Annotated in this window: 14 protein-coding genes and 2 pseudogenes; 11 read left to right on the top strand and 5 right to left on the bottom strand. The window is 68.3% G+C overall.

Annotated features, from left to right (window positions below; all coding sequences use genetic code 11):
* Window positions 1-855: 855 nt before the first annotated feature.
* Complete coding sequence (locus tag EST92_RS03130; RefSeq protein ID WP_161981694.1) at window positions 856-1,587, top strand: GNAT family N-acetyltransferase; 732 nt, start codon at window positions 856-858, stop codon at window positions 1,585-1,587.
* 7 nt (window positions 1,588-1,594) lie between these two features.
* Window positions 1,595-3,889, top strand: a complete 2,295-nt coding sequence (locus EST92_RS03125) for an Rv1355c family protein (protein WP_129279425.1) — start codon at window positions 1,595-1,597, stop codon at window positions 3,887-3,889.
* A gap of 104 nt (window positions 3,890-3,993) precedes the next feature.
* Here EST92_RS03125 and EST92_RS03120 read toward each other — a convergent pair whose 3' ends face one another.
* Window positions 3,994-4,749, bottom strand: a complete 756-nt coding sequence (locus EST92_RS03120; RefSeq protein WP_129279424.1) for a dienelactone hydrolase family protein — start codon at window positions 4,747-4,749, stop codon at window positions 3,994-3,996.
* Window positions 4,750-4,945: 196 nt separating this feature from the next.
* Window positions 4,946-5,080 (bottom strand): hypothetical protein, encoded by a 135-nt coding sequence (locus tag EST92_RS32535; RefSeq protein WP_275540838.1) that lies wholly within the window; start codon window positions 5,078-5,080, stop codon window positions 4,946-4,948.
* A 775-nt stretch (window positions 5,081-5,855) separates the two neighbouring features.
* Between EST92_RS32535 and EST92_RS03115 the strand changes: the two genes are divergently transcribed.
* The 4 genes and pseudogenes from EST92_RS03115 to EST92_RS32665 all read left to right on the top strand — a co-directional run.
* A complete protein-coding gene (locus tag EST92_RS03115; RefSeq protein WP_216849068.1) occupies window positions 5,856-6,650 on the top strand; it encodes a hypothetical protein in 795 nt (264 codons plus the stop codon).
* 40 nt (window positions 6,651-6,690) lie between these two features.
* A complete protein-coding gene (locus EST92_RS03105) occupies window positions 6,691-8,064 on the top strand; it encodes an FAD-dependent oxidoreductase (RefSeq protein WP_129279422.1) in 1,374 nt (457 codons plus the stop codon).
* A gap of 222 nt (window positions 8,065-8,286) precedes the next feature.
* Window positions 8,287-8,337: pseudogene (locus EST92_RS32670) on the top strand (hypothetical protein); the annotation flags it as partial.
* Window positions 8,338-8,459: 122 nt separating this feature from the next.
* Window positions 8,460-8,624, top strand: a pseudogene (locus EST92_RS32665) (hypothetical protein); the annotation flags it as partial.
* 198 nt (window positions 8,625-8,822) lie between these two features.
* Here the strand turns inward: EST92_RS32665 and EST92_RS03095 are convergent.
* The 3 genes from EST92_RS03095 to EST92_RS03085 all read right to left on the bottom strand — a co-directional run bounded on the left by EST92_RS03095 (window position 8,823) and on the right by EST92_RS03085 (window position 11,744).
* On the bottom strand, window positions 8,823-9,548 hold the full coding sequence (locus EST92_RS03095) for a dienelactone hydrolase family protein (RefSeq protein WP_129279421.1): 726 nt from the start codon (window positions 9,546-9,548) through the stop codon (window positions 8,823-8,825).
* Window positions 9,549-10,382: 834 nt separating this feature from the next.
* Window positions 10,383-11,000 (bottom strand): ATP-dependent Clp protease proteolytic subunit, encoded by a 618-nt coding sequence (locus EST92_RS03090; RefSeq protein WP_216849070.1) that lies wholly within the window; start codon window positions 10,998-11,000, stop codon window positions 10,383-10,385.
* A 90-nt stretch (window positions 11,001-11,090) separates the two neighbouring features.
* Window positions 11,091-11,744, bottom strand: coding sequence for an ATP-dependent Clp protease proteolytic subunit (locus EST92_RS03085; protein ID WP_129279419.1), 654 nt, complete (start codon window positions 11,742-11,744; stop codon window positions 11,091-11,093).
* Between the two features lie 1,255 nt (window positions 11,745-12,999).
* Between EST92_RS03085 and EST92_RS03080 the strand changes: the two genes are divergently transcribed.
* From EST92_RS03080 to EST92_RS03060, 5 genes are all read left to right on the top strand, one after another.
* Window positions 13,000-14,055: a methyltransferase gene (locus tag EST92_RS03080; RefSeq protein WP_129279418.1), complete on the top strand. Its 1,056-nt coding sequence runs from the start codon at window positions 13,000-13,002 to the stop codon at window positions 14,053-14,055.
* 686 nt (window positions 14,056-14,741) lie between these two features.
* Window positions 14,742-15,419, top strand: coding sequence for a hypothetical protein (locus tag EST92_RS03075; protein ID WP_129279417.1), 678 nt, complete (start codon window positions 14,742-14,744; stop codon window positions 15,417-15,419).
* Between the two features lie 164 nt (window positions 15,420-15,583).
* Window positions 15,584-22,801, top strand: a complete 7,218-nt coding sequence (locus EST92_RS03070) for a non-ribosomal peptide synthetase (RefSeq protein ID WP_254068455.1) — start codon at window positions 15,584-15,586, stop codon at window positions 22,799-22,801.
* Window positions 22,798-23,973 (top strand): FAD-dependent monooxygenase, encoded by a 1,176-nt coding sequence (locus EST92_RS03065; protein ID WP_129279415.1) that lies wholly within the window; start codon window positions 22,798-22,800, stop codon window positions 23,971-23,973. The genes EST92_RS03070 and EST92_RS03065 overlap by 4 nt, the downstream gene beginning before the upstream one ends.
* 131 nt (window positions 23,974-24,104) lie before the next feature.
* Window positions 24,105-24,848: an SDR family NAD(P)-dependent oxidoreductase gene (locus tag EST92_RS03060; protein ID WP_129279414.1), complete on the top strand. Its 744-nt coding sequence runs from the start codon at window positions 24,105-24,107 to the stop codon at window positions 24,846-24,848.
* Window positions 24,849-24,913 lie beyond the last annotated feature (65 nt).

Genomic DNA, 24,913 nt, shown 5'->3' with positions numbered 1-24,913 from the left:
CCGCGCGGGTGTGGCAGGTCGCCGGGGTTTGCGGTGTCAAGCGTTCCGCACCGTGCTGAATGCATGCTGAACGCCGACGAATCGCGCGGGCACCACGGGCGCGCGTTCCGTGCGTCGGGGTGCTGACCCAGTCGATCGGGTCTCCAGCACGCGTGCTGCACATGACGCTATGCCCGCCGTAAAAACAAATCCCTGCTTTCCCGGCGTTGTCGATTTCCGCTGAGATAACAAGGCGGCTTGACGTTGTTCCGTATGGACACGACGAAAACCGGCATATCGAGGTCATGTCGCGTCTTGCTGAGGTCGAGACAGAGGTGCAGGGACTCGTCGAGGCGCACATGGGGACGCGGCCGGGCGCTCGGCAGGGGCCGCCCATCGGGTACATGCAGGAGTCTGAAACGCCGCCGTGCGGGTCCTGCGCGCGGTCGTGCCGACGGAAGCCGATCGAATGACGCGAACGCTAAATCATTTGACACGAATCGGAGCACGGTATAGTGGCGTGACCGCCCGCTCCGTGGCACCGGACGCACTCGTATGCAGCAGACATCGAGACAGTCCCTCGGAAAGGTGGATGTGATTTCGTAAACCACGTCCGTGGTGAAGAGGTTGTGTAGTACTCGATCTGCGCCACATCCTGAGAGTTTGCTCCTCGATACTCGATGTGAAATGTCTGGATTCACCACCCGACGGAACAACCCAAGGGCCGCCCATTTTTCGGAACGTGCCTACCAAGCGGCGTGAGCGGCCATAAATGGCCGAAACGTATATGGTTGATCCGTGGAGCCCCGTAGCTTTATGCGCCGTGCGCGGCCGCGCCGCGCTTTCGGACCTGACCGACACTGCGAGGTTCCACCGATGCACATTCGACTGCTCGACGCCCGGATCGACGACCCCGCCTATCACGGCTACCTCGACGCGCAGCAGCGCGCCTACTCCCGGCCCGGCTACGAGACGTTGACGAAATACGGAAGCACGGACGCGCGCACCACGCGCGACCCGTTAAAATATCTCGCTGCATTCGATGAATCGGGAAGCGGCGAGGGCGAAAGGCTGGTCGGTGGAATCCGCATCCACCGAAAAATAGAGGGCCATCTTCCGTCTGAGATTCACCTCGAGAGCCAGGAGTTCAACCAGGCCCTGGCGGACGAGCTGGCCTCCGGGGAGTCGGCGGCGGAGATCTGCGGCCTCTGGGTGGAGAGCGACTGGAAGGGCCGCCACCTCGGCGCCCTGCTGTGCGTCACCGCCGTCGTGGCGGCACAGCGGCTGGGGGCAACCGTGATCTGTGGCAGCTGTCCCCCCGAACGCATCAGGTTCTACGAACGGTGCGGTCTCCGTTTCAGGCGTGACCACCCACTGCCCGACCGGCCGTTTCCTGGCGTCACGGGGTACTACTCCATCAACCGGGCCGAGGCCATCCGCCATCGCGAGGAGCGGCTGACGGAAGCGACGACGCTCCTGGACCGCGCCCTGGACCGGGCCGACTGCATACCCACCGACGTCGCCCGCGCCGCCGCCGAGCGGCTCGGCCTCGGGCTCTTCACCGCCCCGGCCGCTGCAGGCAACCGCACGCTGAGCACCTCACGTTAGGCACGCGATGAACCTCGAAGCACATCTCGACGCCCTCGCCCAGCCTGCCGACGGCACGGCCCCATGGCGCCCAGAGCTGTACGCACCGGCCGACCCCGAGCAACGTCTTGCCCTCATGGAGCTCCTCGAACGCGGCGCCGTCGCCTCCGCGCACGACACGCTCGCCGAGCAGCTGGCGGAGCTCCTCACCACTCGGCGGCCCGGTTGGCGGCCGGACTCCGACGAGTTGGCCTCGGCAGTCGCCGACCACCTCGGTGGCGGACGCCCGGCGGAGTACGGCACATGGGCGTGGTACCCCTGGTCGCGGCAGCTCGTCCACGTCCTGCCGCCGGCCGAGTACCGTGAGCTCCGCCAGTCCCGCAACCGCTACAAGATCACGGCGGAGGAGCAGAGCCTCCTGGCGCGGAAGACCGTGGCGGTGCTCGGCCTCTCTGTGGGTGCCGCGAGTGCGGTCACCCTCGCCCAGGAAGGCGTGGGCAGCCGCTTCCGGCTCGCCGACTTCGACCGCCTCTCCCTCTCGAACATCAACCGGCTCCGCGCTTCGGCCGCCGAGATCGGCCTGACCAAAGTGGTCATCGCCGCACGGCAGATGTACGAGATCGACCCTTACCTCGACATCGCCGTCTGGCCGGAGGGGCTGACCGAGGAGAACACCGACACCTTCCTCGTCGGCGGCGGCCGCACGGACCTCCTCGTCGAGGAGTGCGACGACATGTACCTCAAGGTGCACGCCCGCGAACGCGCCCGTGCGCTCGGCATTCCCGTCCTGATGGAGGCCAACGAGCGCGGCATGCTGGACGTGGAGCGGTTCGATCGCGAACCGGACCGTCCCCTGCTGCACGGCCTGCTGAACGGAGTCGCGGCCGCCGGCTTCAAAGCGATGTCGACCCGCGAGAAGCTCCCGTACCTCCTGCGCATCCTGGGTGAGGACGAGCTCTCCGAGCGCCTCGTCCCCTCGCTCGTCGAGGTGGGCAAGACCATTTCCTCATGGCCCCAGCTCGCCTCGGGGGTCGCCCTGGGCGCCGCCCTGGTCACAGATACCGCGCGCCGCCTCCTCCTCGGCCGGTTCACCGCGTCAGGACGGTACTTCGTCGACCTGGACGAGCTGATCCGCGATGGTGCCCAGACCCTCGTGACGGCTCCCACGCTCGACCCCACCCCAGAGGCGACCCCGACTCCTCTCCTCCTGCCCGATGCCGGCAGCGCCCCCCTGGGCGAGGAAGGGATCCGCCGCCTGGTCGCCCACGGGATCCAGGCGCCGTCCGGCGGCAACAGCCAGCCCTGGCAATTCGTCGCCCGCGGCGAGGCAGTGGACTGCCGCATCGACCCCGCCCAGCCGCAAACCCTGCTCGATTTCGAAAGGTGCGCCACCCATCTGGCCATCGGCGCGGCGGTGGAGAACATTCACCTCGCGGCCCAGGCTTCGGGCTGGGCCTGCGATGCGCAGACCTTCCCCACCCCGGCCGACCCCGACCTGGTCTGCCGGCTCACCTTCTCCAGGGCGGCGCACGCCCCGCGCCCCGCCCTGTTCGACTGGGTCGAGCACCGCACCACCAACCGCAACCCCGGCCCAGCCCGCCCGCTCGACGAGGCGCACGCCGCCGCACTGGCGGACTGCGCCGCCGAGAGCGGCGCGCGGCTCCACCTTGTCACCGACCGCGCCCAGTTGGACGCGATGGGCCGCATCCTGGGCGCAGGCGACCGGCTGCGAATGCTCTCCTCGCAACTGCACCGGGAGCTGATGGACGAACTGCGCTGGGACCCCGAGGAGACGCGGCGCACGCGAGACGGCATCGACGTCGCCACGCTTGGGCTCGACGACGTCGACCTCGCGGGTGTCCGGTTGGCCCGGCACTGGTCCAACCTGGCCTTCATCCGCCGGATCGGCGGTGGCGAAGCCTTCGAGGAGGGCGCCGGCAAGGCCATTGCCGCCTCCTCGGCCATCGGCTGCCTGACCATACCGGGCACGGGCCCCCAGGCCTTCGTCGACGGCGGCCGTGCGTTGCAACGGCTCTGGCTCACCGCCACCTCCCTCGGCCTGGGGCTGCAGCCGCACACCTCACTGCTCTACCTGTTCGCGCGCGCAGAACGCGGCAACGCCGCCGGACTCGATGCCGCCGAGACCGAGACCGTGCACGCCCTGCGCACCAGGTTCACCGCCGTTATCCCTGCCAAGCCGGACGAGTCCGAACTCATGCTGTTCCGACTCTCCTACGCACCGCCCCCAGCCATCCGCTCGTTGCGCCGCACCGTCGACTCGGTGCTCCGCTTCGCCGGGCCGCCTCCGCGCAGCGGGGCGTGATCCTGAGCGCATGACCGGGGCGGAACGGCCATACCGCCGACGGCGGTGCCTCGGCGCGCGAGGTGACGCTGGGATTCACCCACGTCACCTCGCGCGACTACGGGTCAGAGCGTGCGGCCGAAGAGGTCCAGCAGTGCCGACCAGTGCCGTGCGGTGGCATCCGGGTCGTAGGCGGCGGTGTCGGCTTGTGTGTAGCCGTGGTGAGCGCCGGTGTAGACCTCGCAGACGTGCCGTACGCCGGCCTCGGTGAGAGCCTTCTCAAGGCGTTCGATCTGTTCGGGCGGCAGCGTCTGATCCTGGTCGGCGTGAGCGAAGTACAGCTCGGCTTTGATGCGGTGGGCGAGAAGGTGCGGGCTGTCAGACGCGGTGGTGGCCAGGTGCGCACCGTGGAAGCCGGCCGCCGCGGCGACCCGGTCCGGATAGCAGGCGGCGGTGCGCAGGGCCAGGCCGGCGCCCATGCAGTAGCCCGTGATGCCCACCGGCGCGTCCGTGGTCGTGGGGGAGTCGGCCAGCCAGCGCAAGTAGGCCTCGGCGTCGCGCATCGCCAGCTCCGTTGTGAGCGACTGCACGACGGGCATGATCTGCTGGAAGATCTCCGGGCGCTGCGTCGGATCGATGAAGTCGGGCAGGTCGAATACCGGTGCCGGCCCGTGGCGGTAGAAGACGTTGGGAACCAGGACGGTGTAGCCGGCCGAGGCGAGCCGGTCGGCCATCTTCCTGAGGTGCGGACGCAGCCCCAAAGCATCCATGTAGACCAGCACTGCCGGGTGAGTGCCGGTGTCATCGGGGCGAACCAGATAGGCGTCGGCAGTGCCGTCAGGTGTGGGTATTCCCACGGATGTGCCACGCACGGCGATCATCTGCAAAACCCTCTGCTTTCCTAGCGTGAGTTGGTCGAGATCCCGAAGGAATCACTGGGGGGACGTGGTCGGGGCTTCGTGTTCCAGGAGTCGATCCAGTCGCGGATCTGCTCGACCAGAACGTCGACGTACCGGACGACTTGGCCCCGCACCGTGCCGGAGCGGAGCCGGGATCGTGCAAGCGGCCGCATTCAGCTCAGTCGGCGGCGCTCCACCTCGAAGGGGCGTCGAACGCCTCGTGCTCGGCCCATTGGCACGGGGTTCCGTCCTCCGGGTCGATCCGTATGTCCCTGTTCATCGTCCAGCGGGCGGCGTTCGTCTTCGCAGGCACGCGGCGCAGCGGCGATCTTGTCGAGTCCGGCGAGGTGGGGGCCGCCTCCGTGGCGTCCTCCTGGCAAGCGCCAGCCACGGCCGAACGACGTCTCCTCTCCGCCGTCTCCTGCATCGTCAGCACCTCCCTTTGCACGAGGCAACATCACGCTCGGGGACACAACAAGACCTTTAAGGTCCCCACCCCCTCATCGGTGGCGTGAATCGTGCCGTGTTCTCCTCCGCATCCCTTCACTTCCGGCCGCCTGATCGCCGAACGCGACCGGAAACGCGTTCGGCAACAAGGCTGAAATCCTTCCATTGAGGCCCCGGAGTCCTGGGTGTGTCCGATGGGTGACGTGACTGCCGAGTGTCCTGATCGTTCCGGTAGGCGTGGGCGGGGTGACTTATCGAACGGGGAGTGGGCCCGGCTGGGGCCTCACTTGGCGAAGAACGTTGGCCGGGGCCTCGCCTGCCGCCCCACCTTCCGGGTCTTTGCGTCGGCGGGACGCCGCCGTGGGCCCGGCAGGGCAATGCACGGGACGGGGCCGGTTCGGTCTTCTGATCCGGCGCCAGTCGCGCTGATCGCGCTGCCCCGACGAATACTGTCCAGTCACAGACCCGTCGGACACCGCCTAGCCCAGACACCAGGGAGCAAGTAACCCGCCGCTAGCTTTCAGCGGTTCAGATCCGCCGTTTCCCGACGCCGGGCACCTCGTTGAGCCGACCGGGTGAACGCCCTGAGAGTCGATGGCACAGGGGCGGGTGTGCGACAGGGGTGGTCGCCGGAAGACGTGGTGGCGTGCGTACTCCACTGCGGGCTGCGGGAGAAGGCGTTCTGCACCCGGACCATCGAGCGCCTGGGCGACGCGGGCACAGCCCGGCTGCTGGCGTTGGTCGGGGAGGACAACGAGTACGGCACCGCGTTGCCGGCCGCGCTCAAGCGCGACCCGGGCGCGGTCGGCTTGGACTCCCTGCTGAGGGAGATCACCAAGCGGAACGACGTACGCAGACTCGGTCTGCCCGACGGGCTGTTCGCAGACTGCTCGGAGAAGCTGCTGGCCGCCTGGCGGGCGCGGGCGGTCAAGATGTACCCCTCGGGCCGGGACACCGCCGAGGTCGCACGGATCACGCTGCTCGCGGCGCTGTGCTCCTCTCGGCAGGCGGAGATCACCGATGCCCCGGTGGATCTGCTGGTGGCCCTGATGCAGAAGATCAACGCCCGCGCCGAGCGCCGGGTGGAGAGGCAGCTGACGGCGGAGCTGAAGAAGATCCGCGGCAAGGAGGGGCATCCTCTTCAAGCTTGCCGACGCCGCGATCGGCAAGCCGGACGAGATCGTGCGCACGGCGCTGTACCCGGTGGTCGGGGAGAGGACGCTGCTGCTCCAGCAGGTGCCGGTCGAACCGGCATGGCAAAGAAGCTCACCGACGAGGACCGGCGCGGGCTGACCGCTTTGTTCCGGTCCAACGTCAACCCGTACAGCGCCTTCCACCTGGACATGGACAAGAGGCTCGACCTGGCACCGGCCGCCGCCGTGCCCCGCCCCCGCACCGCGCCGGACGACGCTGATTTCGAACTGAAGATCGTCTAGCAGTAGGCTCATTCCGCAACACGACGCGAAGGGGAGATCGGTGGCGCGGGTTGCGGTGATCGGTGGGGGAATCAGCGGGCTGGGGACGACGCTCATGCTTGGCCGACGGGGCCATACGGTCACGTTGTTCGAGCAGGCTGCACGGCAGGCCGGAGACGACCTGAACCGGGACTTCTTCCAATGGGACAGGCCCCGAGTCCCGCAGGCCAACCATCCCCACTCGTTTCTCGCGCCCGTCCGCACCGTGTTGCGCACCGAGACCCCCGATGTCTACACGGACCTGCTGGCGCGCGGAGCCCGGGAATACCACGACTTCGACTGGTTCGATGAGCATCCGCCGCACCGGGCCGGCGATGAGGACTTGGTAACCCTGCGCACCCGCCGCATCGTGTTGGAGGCCGCCCTGACCGCGGCCGTGCGGCGGGAACCCACCGTCGAGGTGCGGCAAGCCTGCCGGGTGCGTGCCCTCACCTTCGAGGAAGGCCGCCCTGCCCGTGTCACCGGCGTACAGGTGGGCGCGGAAATGCACCAGGCGGACCTCGTCATCGACGCGGCCGGCCGCCGCTCGCCGGTCCCCTCCTGGCTGACCGCGGCCGGCTGCCGCCCGCCCGTGATCGACAGCCACCGTACCGGGATCGCTTATCTGTGCCGCTGGTACCGCCTGCGCGCCGACGGCCCGCGTGACCCCGGACGGGTAAAGACCGGCTCGGCCGCACCGTTCGCCCTCGCTGGCGTCTTCCCTTCCGACAACGACATCTTCGCGGCGCACCTGGTGCTCTCCACGAGTGATCCGACCCGAGGTGCGCTCACCGACCCCGCCGTTTTCGAGGCCGTCGCCCGCCTCTTCCCCGCCACCGCCGCCTGGCTCGACCTGGCCCCCGAACCACAGACAGCCGTCCTGGCGATGGCTGGCCTGGCCAACCGCTGGACCGCCCTCGCCGACGATGACGGACCTATCGTCACCGGCCTGGTCAACGCCGGGGACAGCCTCATCCACACCAACCCCACCTCGGGCCATGGCGTTGCCCTCGGCCTGCGCGCCGCCCAGCACCTCGCCGCCCATGTCGACCAGATCGCCACCGACCCCATCGGCTACCACACCTGGACCGCACAGGCCCTCCGCCCGTTGTTCGACGCGCAGGTGACTGCCGACCGGGCCAACGAGCAACGCCTTGGAGAGGGCTCACCACTCTCGGATCGACGGGCTGCTGCCCTGGCCGCCTGTGCCTTCGACGATCCCGTCGTCATGCGGGCCCGTGCCCAGGTACGCCATCTCCTGCAACCGGCCGACGATGCCTACGGCACTGACGAAGTGGACCGAGCCGTTACCGACTGGCTGGCCGACCGCCCAGACTTCTCGCCAACGCACGACGGCCCGACGCGCGATCAGTGGGATGCACTCATTCCAGGCTGAGCGCTTGCCTGGTACCTCACCTTCGACGCTGAGTGTCAGCACGACCGTCTGTCGACACTCGCCCCGGCGAGCATGAACCCACAGGTGGGCAGTGTCGGCACCTCGTGCCGAATCAACGTGGGTGAACGGTCCGACCGATAGATTCCGACACATGCTCATCGGCGACGCGCGAGTCTCGACCGCGGGCTGCACGTCATCGAGCAAGGCATCGACAGCGCCACGATGGAGGGCCGGGCGATGTTCGGGATGCTGTCCGTGCTCGCCGAGCTCCAGCGCGAGCTGATCGGGGCGAACACCAACCACGGGCTCGCCGCTGCTGGTGCTCGCGGCCGGGGTGGTGGCGCCGGCCGAAGCTCACCGCAACCCAGGCCGCGCTCGCCCAACGGCTTTACGACGAACGGGAGAAGACCGTCCAGCAGATCGCCGACATGTTCGGCGTGCCCCGGTCGACGGTGTATGGCCACCTCGACAAGACGAAGTCCGTGCCCCGCCAGCCCAAGAGGACCACGGCCGAGAAGCCCTCAAAGCTACCGGCGGGTTACTTGCTCCCCGGTGTCTGAGCCAGGACTCCGGGGCCGTTGAAGGAAGCGGTGGGTAGGTGGCGTCGCCGCGGTCGACCGTCGGTGTGTCCTGACGCCGGTTTGCCTCCTGCAGGCGTTGTTGCGGCAGGGCCGGGACGAAACGTCCCGACCCTGCCCGTGGCCGGGCCGGAGGCCGCAACCGGCCTGTGGTCCGGTACCTGCGCGGTTGCCGACAGATCACTCCGTCATGGGCAGGCACTCGGCGAGGAGGCTGACGACGTCGCGCCAGGCTCGCTGCGCATGCCGCGGGTGGTAGCCGACGCCGGGGCGCACGGCATGCTCGACCGGTGGATGGTGAAAGGCGTGCAGGGCGCCGCCGTAGATCACGAGGCGCCAGTCGACGCCCGCGGCCTGCATCTCGGCGGTGAACGCGTCCCGTTGCGCGGGCGGCATGATCGGGTCTTGCGATCCGACCCCGGCCCACACAGGGCAGCGGATGCGCGCTGCCTCGCCCGGCCGACCCGTGATCAGTGCGTTGACTGTCCCGATCGCGCGCAGGTCGACGCCGTCACGTCCCAGTTCCAGCGCGATCGCTCCCCCGGTGCCGTAGCCGACGGCGGCGATCCGGTCGGGGTCGGTCCGCGGTTCGGCGCACAACACCTTGAGCGCCGCGTGGCCGATGTCCCGTATCCGGTCGGGGTCGGCGAGCAGGGGGAGCGCGTGCGCCAGCATCTCCTCCGGGTCGGAGAACCAGTGCCCTCCGTTGATGTCGAAGGCCAGCGCCACGTATCCAAGTTCGGCCAGGGTGTCGGCCCGGCGGCGCTGGAAGTCGTTCAGCCCCGCCCCCTCGGGCCCGACCAGGACCGCGGGCCGGCGGCCGACACCGGCCGGGAGTGCGAGGTGCCCAATCATCGTCCGGCCGTCGGCCGGGTACTCGACCGTGCGCGTGGTGACCGTCGTCATGAGACGGGATTGTAGAGATCGCCGACCGCCTCGACTGCGACGCCGCGCTGACCGCACACCGGCGTACACCAGTTCCTGCGGCCTGGTCGCCGGCAACCGGCCTCGCCCGACGTACGGCCGTCCGGGCGGTTGTCGTCCTGGTTGTCGCCATCCCGGCTGTTGCCGTCCGGGCCGATGTGCGTGTCGTTTGATCCGGCACGCGGCAACAACCGTGGAGGAGGGGGCGGTTGGGTACAGGCCTGCGGAGTGGGCGGAAGCGGAGAGTCGGGAATCGGAGGAAGCGCTGACCGTCCGGGGCGAGGTCTGGGCACTGCGGACGGCCGGTCCTCCCCACGGTCAGCGACGGGCAGGCCGTATCGGTGGCCACGGCAGTGAACACCGACGGGGGCCAGGTCCTCGGAGCGGAGCCATGTCGTCGCAGAGGGACGACGCATCATCTGTCTCCGCACCAAGCGCAGGACGCGAGCGGTGCCGTGAAGTCGGACACCAGGGGCGTCTGTTACCTCTACGTCCCACGCGGAGAACGGCATCGCGATCGACGTACTCGTCGAACAGGCGTGGGGGCTGGGCCGCGGCGACTTCTCGAAGTGCCGCACGGCAGGCCGGGCGTCGAGAACCGATCGTTGCCGGTGGTCTCGTGTAGCGGCGTGGCCGCGGTCCGGTCGTGCCGCGCCGAGTCAGCCGGGCGGCGGAGCCGAGCCGAGAGTCCGACGAGGTCCTGCCGCGCGATGCTCCCCGAGGTCGAGAGAGTCCGCACACGGACGAGGGGCCGGGACGTGGTGTCCCGGCCCCTCTCGCTGGAGTGCCACAGCGCAGCGTACGAGGATCAAGAAGCTACGAGGAAGAAGCTACGGGGATCGACCGAGGCGCCACTACGTGATCGATCAGTCCGTACTCCTTGGCCTCCTGGGCAGTGAAGATCTTGTCGCGTTCCACATCGGCAGAAACCTGCTCCAGGGTCTGCTGAGAGTGGTCCGCCAACACCTTCTCCATGAGTCGGCGCAGCCGTTCGATCTCCGCCGCTTGGATTTCCAGGTCGGATACCTGGCCCTGGCTTCCCTGACTGAACGGCTGGTGAATGAGCACCCGAGCGCTCGGCAGTGCCATCCGCTTTCCCGGCGTGCCCGCGGCGAGAATCACCGCGGCGGCAGAGTTGGCCTGCCCCAGGCAGACCGTCTGGATGTCAGGCTTGACGAACTGCATGGTGTCGTAGATGGCGGTGAAGGCCGTGAAGGAGCCGCCAGGAGAATTGATGTAGAGGGAGATGTCCTGGTCCGGATCCATGGCTTCCAGGCAAAGCATCTGTGCCATGACGTCGTTGGCCGACACATCGTCGACCTGACTTCCGAGGAATATCACCCGCTCGTCGAAGAGCTTGCCGTACGGATCCAGTTCCCTGGTTCCCTGCGAGGTGCGCTCCACAAAGCTCGGAACGACGTAACGACTTTTCATGGGGATGTTCCAAGCTTGAGATGAGTATTCAGTCGGCTGCACTGAGTGCGACACCTCCATACGAATAGGCGTCGTGGTCCCACCACGCGATCAAGCGGCAGAACCGCCCGGGAAGGTGCTGGCACCCGGCGTACCTGTGGCGTTGGTCATGATGTCGTCGATGAGGCCGTACTCCTTTGCCTCGGCCGGCGTGAACCAGCGGTCCCTGTCCGAGTCCTTGGTGATCCGCTCCGGAGTCTGCCCCGAATGCTGGGCGATCAACTCGGCCATCTCCCGCTTCGTTTCCCGCAGTTGCTCGGCGTAGATCCGGATGTCCGTGGCGGAGCCCGCGAGCCCGGCCGAGGGCTGGTGCATGAGAATCCTGGTGTGCGGCAGCGCGAACCGCTTCCCCGGAGTGCCGGCCGTGAGCAGGAACTGGCCCATGGACGCGCAGAATCCCATGGCGATGGTGACGACATCGTTGCGGATGTACTGCATGGTGTCGTAGACCGCCAGTCCGGCCATCACGGAGCCGCCGGGGGAGTTGATGTAGAGATAGATGTCGCGGTCCGGATCGGCGGCCAGCGTGAGCATTTGGGCCGTGATCTGGTTGGCGATTTCGTCGTCGACTTCCTTGCCCAGGAAAATGATGCGGTCGCTGAGCAGGCGGTTGTAAATCTGGTCACCGAACGCGGCGCCGCCGTTGGGGTTGTAGGCATACGGTGCGGTCGACGCTGCCGGGTGGTGGAACTTCGCGTCACTCATGTCTTCCCCTGTTCTTGACCGAGCCCCAGGCGCCCCGGGGAACTGCTTCGGGTAAGCGATGGTCGGAACTCGCCTCCCCAGTCTCATTTGAAGCTAACACGTTCACACGCCACGGAACGTGACTCCGTCTGTCGTTCGCTGAGAGCGGATGCGTGACTCAACGCCCGGCTCCACAACCGGTGTTGAGCTGCGGTGGCCAGGTGCCGATGCGCAGCATGCAATCTCGGACATGCGGCGACGAATTTCAGTCAGACCCCCCGGCGCTTTGCGTCACCCCGAATGTCCGCAGGCCGGTGCTTCCAGGGTTCGATGTCGGCGGATCGTTCGCTCGAATAGGACGGGAATGACTCGTTCGCGTGCGAATGGTGACGTGAAGTCAACCTTCGCCTCTCCCCAACCGCCCCCCTTGTCGGCAAACCCGTTGGCCCGGTCCTACGAACAGGTGCTCGTGAACAGTCGGTTACTCCTGCACTGTCCCTGGGTGTACTCCTTCAACGACACCGGTGCGGGCGGAAGCGGATGCCGTGTGGTCATCCTCCATCCGGGTTCGTTGGGGGCGTCCCCGCGCCCTCGTCCCTGAACAGCCCGGAGCGTCATCTCCCCTACTGCTGCGCGGATTTGACGAGCCATCGGTAGGCATCAGTTCCGGTACGTCGTCCTACTTCAGGTGGATGGTCTATTTTTCGACCATTTAAAGGATGGAGGATTTTCAGCCGCGTGATCGAACGAATGGGCGCAACGGTTTTGGCGCCCCCAGCGTGTCTCGCAGCGGTATCCGGAAGGGAGCGCCGCACGATTCGCGCCACCGTTGGAAGGGCGGTGACTTGAGAGGTCTTGTGTGAACTCTGAGCCTGGTGTTGCATCTTGCGGGGGGAGGTGCTGACGATTCAGAAGACGGGGGAGAGGCGAAACCGCCCGGCCCGACGCACGCGTCGATGGGCCGAGGGGCAGGGATCGCCACAGGGGAGGCCGTCGTGCCGGCCCGATATCTCTCCGAGGCCGGCGATGTCGCCGCCCACGCTGCGCATCGACGCAGACCAACGCCGTGCGTGCGCCCGCCGGGTGACGAACAAGACGCATTCCGCATCCAGGACCGTGCAGTGGGCGGGCCGGCCGCGCACGGCGATCCGTAGCCGCTGTTTCTGTTGCCCACTTCGAGCCGCCGGCGATCCGCAGACCCGGACGATGCCGGACCGCACCACGACTCGACCGAGGACACCCGCCCGAGGCCTGCGATTTCGTGAAGGGAAACACCATGACTGAACCGTCGTCGACCGCGTTGGACGAGCTCTGGAAGCTGGTGTACACCAGCTTCCGATTCCCGTTCATGCATGCCGCCCAACGGCTGGATCTGTTCACCCTGCTCAAGGACCGGCCCGGCAGCACGCTTGAGGAAATAACCGACGCGTTAGGGCTGGAAGAGCGCGCGGGACATGTGCTGCTGCTGGGGTGTTGCGCGTACGAACTGGTCCGCAAGGAGGGGGACGGCTACCACAACACCGCCGCGACCGACCTTCTGGCTGGTGACCAGGACGCCTTCATGCCGGTCATCGTCCGCTACACCCACCAGGTGCTCTACCGGCCGGTCGGCTGGCTCTACGAGTCGCTGGTGCAGAACGAGAACCTGGGGATGGACCGGGAGTTGCTCGCGGGATCGTCGGCGACCACGCTCTACGAGCTCCTCGCCGAGGACAAGGACCTCGAAAAGGTCTTCACCGCGATGATGGAACACCAGAGTCGCTCGGTGGTCGAGGACCTCGTCAACGCCGTTGACTTCTCGTCGTACCACCGCGTACTGGACGTCGGAGGGGGGACCGGAACCAACGCCATCAGCTTCGCCGAACGATGGCCGCACCTTCAGGCGACCATCCTCGAACTGCCCAACGTGGCGAAGATGGCGAACGACCGGATCGCTGAGGCCGGCCTGTCCGAGCGGGTCAGCGCGATCGGAACCGACATCATGCAGGAAGAGTTCCCCACGTCGTCCCACGACTGCGTCGTGTACTCCCGGTTCCTCGAAATCTGGTCCCCGGAGCAGGTCAAGGACCTTTTCGCGAAGACCTACCGCGCGTTGGAGCCGGGCGGCCACATGGTGATCGTCGCCTGTGCCCAGGACGACGACGAGACGGGTCCCGCCCACGCCGCGTTCATGTCGGCGTACGTCCAAACGGTCGCATCGCCCGAGGGCCGCATCTACACGGCGCGGGAGTTCGAGCAGTGGTACACCGAAGCCGGTTTCGAGACGATCGACCGCCAGTACCCTGGACGGTTCGACGTCATCCTTCGGGCCCGCAAGCCCGAGGCCGTCTGAGCTGAACCGGGGGGCAGTGGAAGGGGAGTTGACCGGCGGCATACCGCGTCGGCCCGGCTCGGTCCCGGACTCTCCCGGGCTCGTGCGTCGGATGCGCCGGTGAGCCCGTCCGCGCCGGAACCGGGGGCACGCCCGCTCGCTTCGCTTCTTCGGAGGCATCGCCGAACAGGCCCCTCGCTCGGGGCGGCGAAGCGCTGGTCGGCAACGCGCGACCACGGCGGCCGGGCCCCGGCCGGCCCCGGCCGGCACGGCGCCCCCCAGGGTTCGCTGCGAGCCGATCCCACTCCATCTGACCAAGTCTCTACGGAACTCGTCCCCTGGCATCCGGGTGAACCGCCTCGCCGGAGGAGTTCGCCCCGGAGCGGACGCGGTGCGGCCCCGCTCCGGCTCGGTCGAGCGGAATGCATGAGGGCAGTGCTGGAAGTGATTTCGCAGCGCAGGGTCGGCGTCACCGCCACGGGGTGGACGCACTTGATTTCACGATGCATTAACGTGCCATCTCGACCAAGAGCCGATAATTGACCTCAAACGGCAGTCGAATCATGCTGTAATGTCACTCGGCAATCTTCTGCGGACTGCGCATCAGTGTGCCTGTAGGCAGCGGGTTTTGACGAACGGGGGAAGTCATGCGAGCACGCCTTGAGCGCTGTCAGGGAGATGTTGAGCAGGAGTGCCACCCCAGTTCCGTGAAGTCGGACGAGTGTGATGTCTCCTGGGTCTCTGATGATTTTTTAAAGCGAATGCAAGGCGGCCGGTTCACGCGTATTGTGTACTGCGGAACGGGTCACTCGACCACCGTGTCGGACATGATCGGGGTCTTCGTCCACTCGGTCAGGAACGACCTTGAAGTGCAGGTCTGCAAAGACCGCGACTTCGCGTTCCCGGTCCCGCGTTCGGTGAGCGAGGACGATCGGAAGCGAATCGTCCGGAGCTGCTGGGCACCCTTCCCGCTTCTGGTCGCCACGCTCCGGCAGCTCGGGATCCTCGATGTGGGCCGTGGTCCCGAGGCCCGTGGCCTGGCGAAGGCCCTGCAGAACGTCGTCGCGCCTGCGCTGCGTGCGTCGGCCGCCGATGCCGGCGACGCACCGCAACGAGATCGATATGGTGCCGGTGACGGGGAATTGCTGCCACGAGTTCTGCCACGGCGAGGCGGCCACGCTCACCGATCCCGAGTGCCGGCACGGCATTCTCATCTTCTCCGGCCCGGCAGCGGACGAAGACACCCGAGTCAAGCGCAAGAAAATGGTTTCGTCGCGCACCGCGTCGGTCTCGAAGAACGCGCGTCACCGTGGCAGAAGCCGAACTCGACCAGCCAACCTCCATCCGCCAGTATTTCACCGCGCTGGAACTCATTGAGTGCCTGACCCCCTTGGTCTCCGAAGGGCGCGGGAAACGAAGCATGCCATCTCACCTCCGAGGCGGCCGGGCATTCCTGGCAGCACGGCAGCGCGACCGCCGCGGAGAATGCCCGCTGAGGCACTCCCACAGCTCATGCAGCACAGGCAAAGCCGAGGAAAATGGAGCGATCGTGAATCTCCGGGGGCGCAAGTCTCTCACGGCATATCAGCAGGACATCTGGGCAGCGAACTCTCTTTACCCGGATCTCCCGCAGTTCAACTGCTTCATCACCGACCGGTTCACAGGTGAGGTCGACGTCGACCTGCTCAAGGAGTGCCTGCGCCGCGCGGCCGACCGCAACGACGCGTTCCAGCTCCGGATCGACCCGGAGGACGGAACCCCGAGCCAGTGGGCCGAGCACGAGGCGTTCGACATCCCTACGGTCGACCTCTCCGGAACTGCCGTGCCACGTGCGGCCTGTGAGAAGTGGATCAAAGAAGCATTCGACGTCCCGTTCGAGGCGGAGCGTCGTCGGCTGTTCACGTTAGCGGTCCTCAAGGAGCGCGAGAACGTCGTCCACACCTACGTCAAGGTGCACCACATCGTCGCCGACGGCTGGGGCCTGAACCTGTTCATGTCCCAGGTCCGCGCCGAATACGACCAGGTGCGGCGGACCGGGCGGTTCCGCGACCGGCCCGCGCCGTCGTACCTCGATTTCGTCGACGAAGAGCGCCGCTACCAGGGTTCGGACGATCACGAGCGGGACCGTGAGTTCTTCCAGCAGCAGTTGAAGGGCGTCACCCCGGCGTTCTTCCGCCGCACCGCCCCGGCCGGCTCCCGGCAAAGCGCCCGCCACAGCTTCCTGATCGAGCGCGGCGTCATCGACGGCATACGTGAACGCGGCCATTCGGTCTTCGCGTTCGTCGCCAGTGCCTTCTCCGTCTATCTCTCCCGGGTCCACGGCAGCGACGAGGTCGTTCTGGGCGTCCCGCTGCTGAACCGGCCCACCGACGGCCAGAAGGAGACCGTCGGCCATTTCGCCAACACCCTGCCGCTGCGGGTGACCCCTTCCGGAGACCGCACGATGAGCGAGCTGGTCGCCGGGGTGCAGGCCGCGACCCGGGCGCTCAAGCCCCATGAGCGGTTCCCCCTGGGCGACCTGCTGCGCTCGGTACCGCTTCAGGAGAGCGGCCCCAAGCGGCTGTTCGACACCACCATCACCTATCTGCGCTGGCCCAGCCCGCTCGACGTGCAGGGCGTGGCGTACGAAACCGTCGTACAGGCCCGCGCCCACGACGACGACGTACTGGCGGTCGTCGTCAACGAGCCCGACGACGTCAGCGACGTCCTGGTCGACATGGACTACGCGCTCGACGTCTTCGACACGGACTTCCCCATCGAGTCGGTGGCCACCCACATCGAGACGATCCTCAAGGGCGCCCTCGCCCGGCCGGACCGCCCGCTGTCAGAGGTCCCCATGATCAGCGAAGCTGAGCGCGCCGCCCTGCTCACGACGGGCAGTGGCCCGGTGTCCGACTTCTCCCGGGACACCACGGTCCACGCGCTCTTCGAGCAGCAGGCGGCCAGGACCCCCGACCGGTTGGCCGTCGTCACGGACGATCCCGCCCAGTCGCTCACCTTCGCCCAGCTGGACGCGTGGTCGAACCACGTCGCGCACCAGTTGCGCGGCGACGGCGTGGAGGTCGGCGACCGGGTGGCCGTGGTAGCCGAGCGCAGCCCGCAACTGGTGGCGGCCGTACTGGGAGTGCTCAAGGCAGGCGGTGCGTACGTACCGGTGGACCCGAGCCACCCCGCGGAACGGGTCAGGTTCCTGCTCACCGACAGCGGGGCGAAGGCCGCACTCCTGGGCAGTACCGTGTCCGGTGCCCTGGTGGGTGACGCGGTGCCCGTACGGAACCTGGACGCCGCCCCGCGTGCCGCGTCCGCGCCGCCCGGCTCCTTCGGCGGTCCGCGGGACCTGGCCTATGTCATCTACACCTCGGGGTCCACCGGGCAGCCCAAGGGCGTGCAGGTGGAGCACCGTTCCGTGGTGAACCGGCTGGAGTGGATGCAGCGCGGCTACCCGGTCGGTGCCGAGGACGTGCTGCTCCAGAAGACGCCGGCGACCTTCGACGTCTCGGTGTGGGAGCTGTTCTGGTGGGCGATCACCGGCGCCGGACTCGCGCTGCTCCCGCCCCGGGGCGAGCGCGACCCCAAGGTCATTCTCGGGACGGTCAAGGCGCACCGGGTGAGTGTGGCCCACTTCGTGCCCTCGATGCTCGGCCCCTTCCTCGACCTGCTCGAAGCGACTCCGGCACTCGTCGACGACATCGCGTCACTGCGCCTGGTGTTCTGCAGCGGAGAGGCGCTGACGCCTGCTCAGGTGAACCGGTTCAACCGGGCTTTCACCGCGGCCGGTGCCACCCCGCCGCGGCTGGTCAACCTCTATGGCCCGACCGAGGCCACGGTCGACGTCACCTACTACGACTGCCCGGGCGACGCGGCCGAAGAAGTCCGACGGGTCCCGATCGGGCGGCCGATCGACAACCTCCGGCTCTACGTGGTCGGGGCACACGGCGACCTGCAGCCCGCCGGAGTGGCCGGTGAGCTGTGCATCGCGGGTGTGGGCGTGGCACGCGGCTACCTGGACCGGCCCGAGCTGGACTCGGCGGTGTTCGTGACGGACCCGTTCACACCCGGCGGACGGATGTACCGGACCGGTGACCGGGCGCGATGGCTCGCGGACGGCACCCTCGAATATCTGGGCCGGCTGGACGACCAGGTCAAGATCCGCGGAAACCGGGTGGAGCTCGGCGAGGTGCGCGACCGGCTGGCGGCCTTCCCGGGCGTCCGGGACGCGATCGTCGTGGACCGGAGCACCTCGGCCCGCGGCGTCCACCTGGTGGGTTACTACGTCGCGGATGAGGAAGTGCGGATCGCGGATCTTCGGGACCGGCTCCTGGAGACCTTGCCGGAGTTCATGATCCCGGCGTTCTTCGTACGGATCGACCACATCCCGCTCACCGCGAACGGCAAGGCCGACCGGCGGCGGCTGCCCGCTCCCGCCGTCGAGGCGGACGCCAAGGGCGCGGCGCCGGCCAACGAGATGGAGGCGAAGATCGCGGCGGCCTGGTCCGTCGTCCTCGAAACCGACGGGATCGGTGTCGACCAGGACTACTACTCCCTGGGCGGGGACTCGATCCTGATGCTCCGCATCCAGGCGGAGGCACGGCGCGCCGGCGTGCACTTCACCCTGGCCGACATGGTCCGGCACCCCACCGTGGCGGCGCTCGCCGAGGTCGCGACCACCTCGTCGCCGGACGGGCGGGACGCTCCGCTGGAGCCGTTCGCGCTGGTCTCCGGGGTCGACCGCGCGCGGCTGACCGGCCTGGCGGACGCCTACCCGGCGACGCGGCTTCACCTCGGTCTCCTTTACCACAGCCGGGAGCACGAGCGGACGGCCGTCTACCACGATGTCTTCCGCTACTCCCTCAAGACGGTCTGGGACGAGGAAGCGCTGCGCCGCGCCTTCGACAGCCTGGTCCGGCGCCACCCGGTCCTGCGCTCGGCATTCGATCTGGGCGGATACTCCGAACCCCTGCAACTCGTCCACCGCGAGGTCGACGGCGGACTGGAGATCGCGGACCTGCGCGGGCTCAGTGACGAGGAGGCGCAGGCCGAGGTCGCCCGGCACGTCGAGGAGCGGCGGTACCACGAGTACCGGCTGGACCGCCCGCCGCTGTACCTGTTCCGTGCGCACGTCCTGGACTCCTCCGTGGAGCTGGTGTTCAGTTTCCACCACGCGATCCTGGACGGCTGGAGCGTGGCCACCCTCGTCCGCGAGCTGCTCCAGGACTTCCTCCATCACGCCGGGCAGCCCGTCGCCGCCGTCCCGTCCGGCGAGCTGCCGTCCCCCGCCCTCTACGTACGTGAGGAACGGCGGGCCCTCGCCTCCGATCTCACCAAGGGCTACTGGGAGCGGCTGCTGGCCGGCTCCGAACTGGTCCAGCTCGACGGATTCCGGCCGTACGCACCCGCGGGCGACGAGGGACTCATCGTCCACCATGTGGAACTGCCCGACGGCCTCGGCACCCAGGTGCGCCAGTTGGCGCGCACCCATGGCCTGCCGGTCAAATCCCTGCTGCTCGCGGCGCACTGTCTGACCCTGCGGCTGTACTCCGACACGCCGGACATCACCACGGGCCTGGTCACCGGCGGACGGCCGGAGGAAGCCGATGCCGAACGGATCACCGGTCTCTTCCTGGAGACGCTGCCGCTGCGCCTCGACCCCGAGCCGCGTACCTGGCTGGACTCGGCGCGCGAGGTCTACCAGCAGGAGCGGGACAGCCACCCCCACCGGCACTACCCGCTCAGCGCGATCCAGGAGGACCGCGGCGGGGGCGTGATCTTCGAGACGGCCTTCAACTACGTCCACCCGCACGTGCTCACCTCGCTCTTCGAGGACACCGGCATGGAGCTGACCGGCTTCAGGACCTGGGAGGAGACGAACTTCAAGTTCCTGGTCAACGCTGTGGTCGACCCCGTGGACGAACACCTCTGGCTGCGCATGGACTGCGACGGACGCACCTTCTCCCGGGCACAGGTGGAGAGCATCGGCCGGACGTATCTCGCCGTCCTCCAGCAGTTGACCGAACACCCCGACGAGAGCGTGGACTTCGCCTTCCTGCGCGATCCGCGGGCCGAAGCGGCACTGAGGTCAGCGCCCGGCACCGGCGTGGCCGCGCACAAGAACGTCATCCGGCGGATCGACGAGCACGTGGCGCGCACCCCCGACGCGGTGGCCGTCTCCTGCGGGTCGCGCCAGTGGACGTACGCACAGCTCGACGACGCCGCGAACCGAATAGCCCGTGGTCTGATCGGCGCCGGGGCCCGGCCCGGGACGACCGTCGGCATCGCGATGGACCGGTCGCCCGAAACGCTGGCCACCGTGCTGGGGGTCGGGAAGGCCGGCGCCACCTGCGTCCCGCTCGACGTCAGCTATCCACCGGCCAGGCTCGCGGCCATGGTCGCCCAGGCCGACCCGGTGCGGATCATCACGCACGCCACGCACGCGCATCTCTTCGCGGACTCCTCCCGGCTGCTGGACGTGGCCGACCTGCTCACCGCCGAGCCGGCAGCTGACGGGCCGGACCTGCCGGAGATCACCGGTGAGACCGTCGCCTACCTGCTGTTCACTTCCGGATCCAGCGGTGAGCCCAAGGGCGTCGAACTCCCGCACCGGGTGCTCGCCAACTACATGGAATGGCAGATCCCGTCCGTCAGCGGCGCGGCGGGCGGCAAGACCCTGCAGTTCGCATCGCTCAGCTTCGACGTGGCGTTCCAGGAGATCTACTCCACCCTGTGCGGCGGCGGCACTCTCCAACTGCTCGCCGAGGAGGAGCGGCGCGACATGCCGGCGCTGCTGCGCCTCCTGGACCGCGAGGAGGTGGAGCGCGCCTTCATGCCCTGCGTGGCGCTCCAGCAGCTCGCGGAGGCCTCCCAAGCGCTGGGCATCCGGCCCCGCGCGCTGCGGGTCGTAATCTCCTCCGGCGAACAGCTGCGCGTCACCGACGAGATCCGGCGGTTCTGCGCCGCGCTGCCGGGCACCGTGCTGGAGAACCAGTACGGGCCGACCGAGACGCACCTGCTGACCCACCACACGATGACCGGCGACCCGGCCTCCTTCCCCGACCTGCCGCCCATCGGCACCCCGTTCGACGGGATCGAGATTCACCTGCTCGACGGGCTGATGCAGCCGGTGCCGCCGGGCGCGAAGGGGGAGGTCTACGTCGGCGGGGTGTGCCTGGCCCACGGTTACCGCAACCGGCCCGACCTCACCGAGCAGCGCTTCGTACCGCATCCCTCCGGGGAGCCGGGGGCCCGTCTGTACCGCACCGGTGACCTGGCCAGGCGCATGCCCGACGGCAACCTCGTGTGGCTCGGCCGCGCCGACTCCCAGGTGAAGGTGCGCGGCTTCAGGGTCGAGCTCGCCGAGGTGGAAATCGCGATCGCCAAACTCGCCGAGGAGCAGCCGGGTATTCGTGAGGCCGCGGTGGTGGCCCGGCGCCGGGAAGGCGCCGACGCGTTCCTCGCCGCGTTCCTCGTGGGTGACGCGGCCGCCGTTGACCTGGACGAGGTGCGTTCCCGCCTGCGCGTGGTGCTGCCGGACTACATGATGCCCTCGCACCTGGAGTGGCTGCCCCGCATCCCCCTGACCCCCAGCGGCAAGCGGGACGACGCGCTGCTGCGCCGCATGCCGCTCGCCGCGCCGACGGCCGACGCCGCCCCGCCGGGTGACGAGTACGAGCGGGCGCTGGTGGACATCCTGGCGGAACTGCTGGAGCTGCCGTCGCTAGGGGTGCGAGACAACTTCTTCGACATCGGCGGCACCTCTTTGACCGCGATGCGGCTGGTGATGACGATCGAGAAGCGGTACGGCGTCAACGTCCCGCTCTCCGCGTTCGTCGCGGCGCCGACCGTGGCCGGGCTCGCGGAACGGCTGCGGGGCGGGGACTCGGGGGCGGAGTTCGACCCTGTCGTGCCGATCCGCGCCCAGGGCAGCGAGCCCCCGCTCTTCCTGGTCCACCCACTCGGCGGCCACGTCCTGTCCTACGTACGCCTCGCCCGCCACCTGCCGGAAGACCGGCCGGTCTACGCGCTGCAGGCTGCCGGGACCGTCCCCGGCACGGAACCGCTCAGCTCCGTCCCCGAGTTGGCCGACAGCTATCTGAAGGCGATACGCCGGGCGTGCCCGGAAGGCCCGTACGTCATCGGCGGCTGGTCGTTCGGCGGCTTCATCGCCTTCGAGATGGCGCGTCAGCTGCGGCGCACCGATCCGGACGCCCTCCGGGCCGCCGTGCTGATCGATCCGATCTTCGTGCGGCAGGGCGAGCGGCCCGACATCGCCGACCATTCGCTGCTGGAGTGGTTCTTCTGGGAGCTGCTGTGGATGGAACGCGGCGGGACCGCGCCGGTGGTCTCGCTGCCGGACGGGCTGGAGGAGGAGGCGAAGTTCGACTTCATCGTCGAGCACGCCACGCAGGCCGGCGTCCTGCCGGCGGGCAGTTCACGCACCACCGTGCGGCGGCTGTTCCGCATGTTCAAGGCGCACTGGCAGGCGATTCTCTCCTACCACCCCGAACCGGGCGACGAGGACCTGGTACTGCTCCGCGCCCACGCAGAACTTCCGGACATCCTCCGGCCGATGCACGGAGCCGCACAGAGTCTGCACGAGGACCCCACCAACGGGTGGGGAGCCCTGACCACCGGCCGGCTCCAGGTGGTGGACGTTCCTGGTGACCACTTGGTCCTGCTGGAGGAACCGCACGTGAGCACGGTCGCCCAGAGGGTGGCGGAAGCGATGTCCGACCGTCTCGACGGGCGGCCGGCAAAGAGGAGCGGGAAATGATCCAGCACTCCCCACGCAAGGCCCTCATCATCGGGGCAGGGATCGGCGGGCTGGCGGCCGCGGCCACGCTGCGCCGGGCCGGCGTCGAGGTGCAGATCTTCGAACGGGCCCCCGAGCTGCGCCCGGGGACGACAGCGGTCTCCTTGATGGCCAACGCGATCCTGGCGTTGCGCACCCTGGACATCGACATCGCTCCGGGGCTGGACAAGCGCGGTGAGGTCTTCGACGAGCTGAAGTTCCTGACGAAGCGCGGCAGGCCGATCAGAACGCTCCCCTTCCGTGAACTCGCGGACCGGCTGGGCGCGTCGAACTACGCCGTCCACAGGGCTGATCTCCAGCAGACGCTGTTGGACGCGCTCGGGGACGACCAGGTCATCCAACTCAACGCCGCGGCAACGGGGTTCGTCTCCGGTGCCGACGGGGTCGAGGTGACCTTCGAGGACGGGCGGACGGCCTCGGGCGACGTCCTGATCGGCGCGGACGGCTTCAACTCCGCGATCCGCCGCCAGGTGGCGGTCGCCGATGAGCCACGGCCCGGCAACTACGCCTGCTGGCTGGCGACGGTGCCCTTCAGCCACCCGCGGATGACCAAGGGCTACGCCGCGCACTACTGGGGGCGGGGCCAGCGCTTCGGCCTCGCCGACATCGGTCACGGCCGCGCGTACTGGTGGGGGACGAAGAATGTCCCCGCCGGGGCCTCCGGGCGCCTGCGGCGGGGCAAGGAGGGGCTCACCGGCCTCTTTGCCGGCTGGGCCGACGAGGTACAGGAGGCGATCCGGGCCACCCCCGAGGAGACGATCGTCCGCATCACCGCCCAGGACCGCCCGTTCCTGTCACGGTGGGGCAGCGGACGGATGACCCTGCTCGGGGACGCGGCGCACCCGATGTTGGTGAGCCTCGGCCAGGGCGCGGCGCTCGCCATAGAGGACGCCGTCGTCCTCGCCCAGCACCTCAAGGGGGCAACGGATCTGTCCGCGGCCCTGCGCGGCTACGAGGACGAGCGCCGGCCGCGGACCGAGGCACTGGTCGGCGCGGCCCGTGCGCTCAGCGAGACCGAGCAGCTGGAGGGCGCGGCCTCGTCCCGGTTGCGCGACCTCTACTTTCGGTTCGCGCCCCTGTCCAAGCTCACCAGCCAGAACGAAGCGGTCCTCACCTGGCCCCCACTGGACTGAGCACACCCCATGACCGCTGAGGGCCGACCCGCGGGTGGGCATTCCGGAATTCCGGCATGCCGAGTTCTGGATATGAGCGCCGACCCGTGAAGGTTGGGCTACGCAGGCCCCCACGAAGTAAGGAGTTCTCCATGCAGCCGCGACTTGCCGTGATTACCGGCGGAACGAAGGGAATTGGCCTGAGCTTCAGTCGTAGACTGCTGTCCGTGGGGTACCGGGTCGTCGCCCTGTACCGCAGCGACCAGGAGTCCGCCGCGCGCGCCGTAAAGGAGCTGGGCGACGACGGTTTCACGGCACTGCAGTCGGACATCTCCGACAGCGCTGAGGCCTTCCGCACCATCGAACTGCTGCTGTCCGAGCACGGTACCCCTCATGTGCTCGTCAACAATGCGGGGCGGAACATCGACCGTCCTTTCCTGGAGATGTCTCCGGCGGATTGGAACCAGGTAATCGAGGCGAACCTGTCCGCGCCCTTCTACCTGACCCGAGTGCTGGCTCCCGCCATGCTGGCGGCCGGCGGTGGCAGTGTGGTCAACGTGGCCGCAACCACCGGCATCCGGCCCCGGCTGAACGGCGCCAACTACTGCGCGAGCAAGGCCGGCCTGCTCCACCTCACCAAGTGCCTCGCACTGGAACTCGCTCCCACGATCAGGGTCAATTCTCTGATCCCCGGCATGATCGACACCGAAGAGATGAACACACGGTTCAGGACGGATGAGCCGGAGTTCCGTGACCGGCTGCTGGCCGAGATCCCGCAGGGCTACATCGGCAGCCCGGAATCCATGGCCGACGCACTGGAGTTCCTGGTCAGTGACAAGGCTTCGTACATCACGGGACAGAAGATGATTGTTGACGGCGGCCAGTTCATGTGGTGACGGTTCGGCTTTCCGGTATTCGCACAGCTGATTCCCACCCGGCGGACGCCCCCCACAACGAAAGG

This window comes from Streptomyces sp. TM32, from assembly GCF_004122755.1.
GTDB lineage: Bacteria > Actinomycetota > Actinomycetes > Streptomycetales > Streptomycetaceae > Streptomyces > Streptomyces sioyaensis.
Note: the sequence above shows the minus strand (reverse complement) of the source record. Positions and strands in the feature narration are given on the sequence as shown.

Excerpts from the sequence above, each read along its gene's own strand:
- EST92_RS03130 (WP_161981694.1), top strand. The coding sequence starts at position 856 with ATGCACATTCGACTGCTCGACGCCCGGATCGACGACCCCGCCTATCAC.
- EST92_RS03125 (WP_129279425.1), top strand. The coding sequence starts at position 1,595 with ATGAACCTCGAAGCACATCTCGACGCCCTCGCCCAGCCTGCCGACGGC.
- EST92_RS03120 (WP_129279424.1), bottom strand. The coding sequence starts at position 4,749 with ATGATCGCCGTGCGTGGCACATCCGTGGGAATACCCACACCTGACGGC.
- EST92_RS03095 (WP_129279421.1), bottom strand. The coding sequence starts at position 9,548 with ATGACGACGGTCACCACGCGCACGGTCGAGTACCCGGCCGACGGCCGG.
- EST92_RS03090 (WP_216849070.1), bottom strand. The coding sequence starts at position 11,000 with ATGAAAAGTCGTTACGTCGTTCCGAGCTTTGTGGAGCGCACCTCGCAG.
- EST92_RS03085 (WP_129279419.1), bottom strand. The coding sequence starts at position 11,744 with ATGAGTGACGCGAAGTTCCACCACCCGGCAGCGTCGACCGCACCGTAT.
- EST92_RS03080 (WP_129279418.1), top strand. The coding sequence starts at position 13,000 with ATGACTGAACCGTCGTCGACCGCGTTGGACGAGCTCTGGAAGCTGGTG.
- EST92_RS03065 (WP_129279415.1), top strand. The coding sequence starts at position 22,798 with ATGATCCAGCACTCCCCACGCAAGGCCCTCATCATCGGGGCAGGGATC.
- EST92_RS03060 (WP_129279414.1), top strand. The coding sequence starts at position 24,105 with ATGCAGCCGCGACTTGCCGTGATTACCGGCGGAACGAAGGGAATTGGC.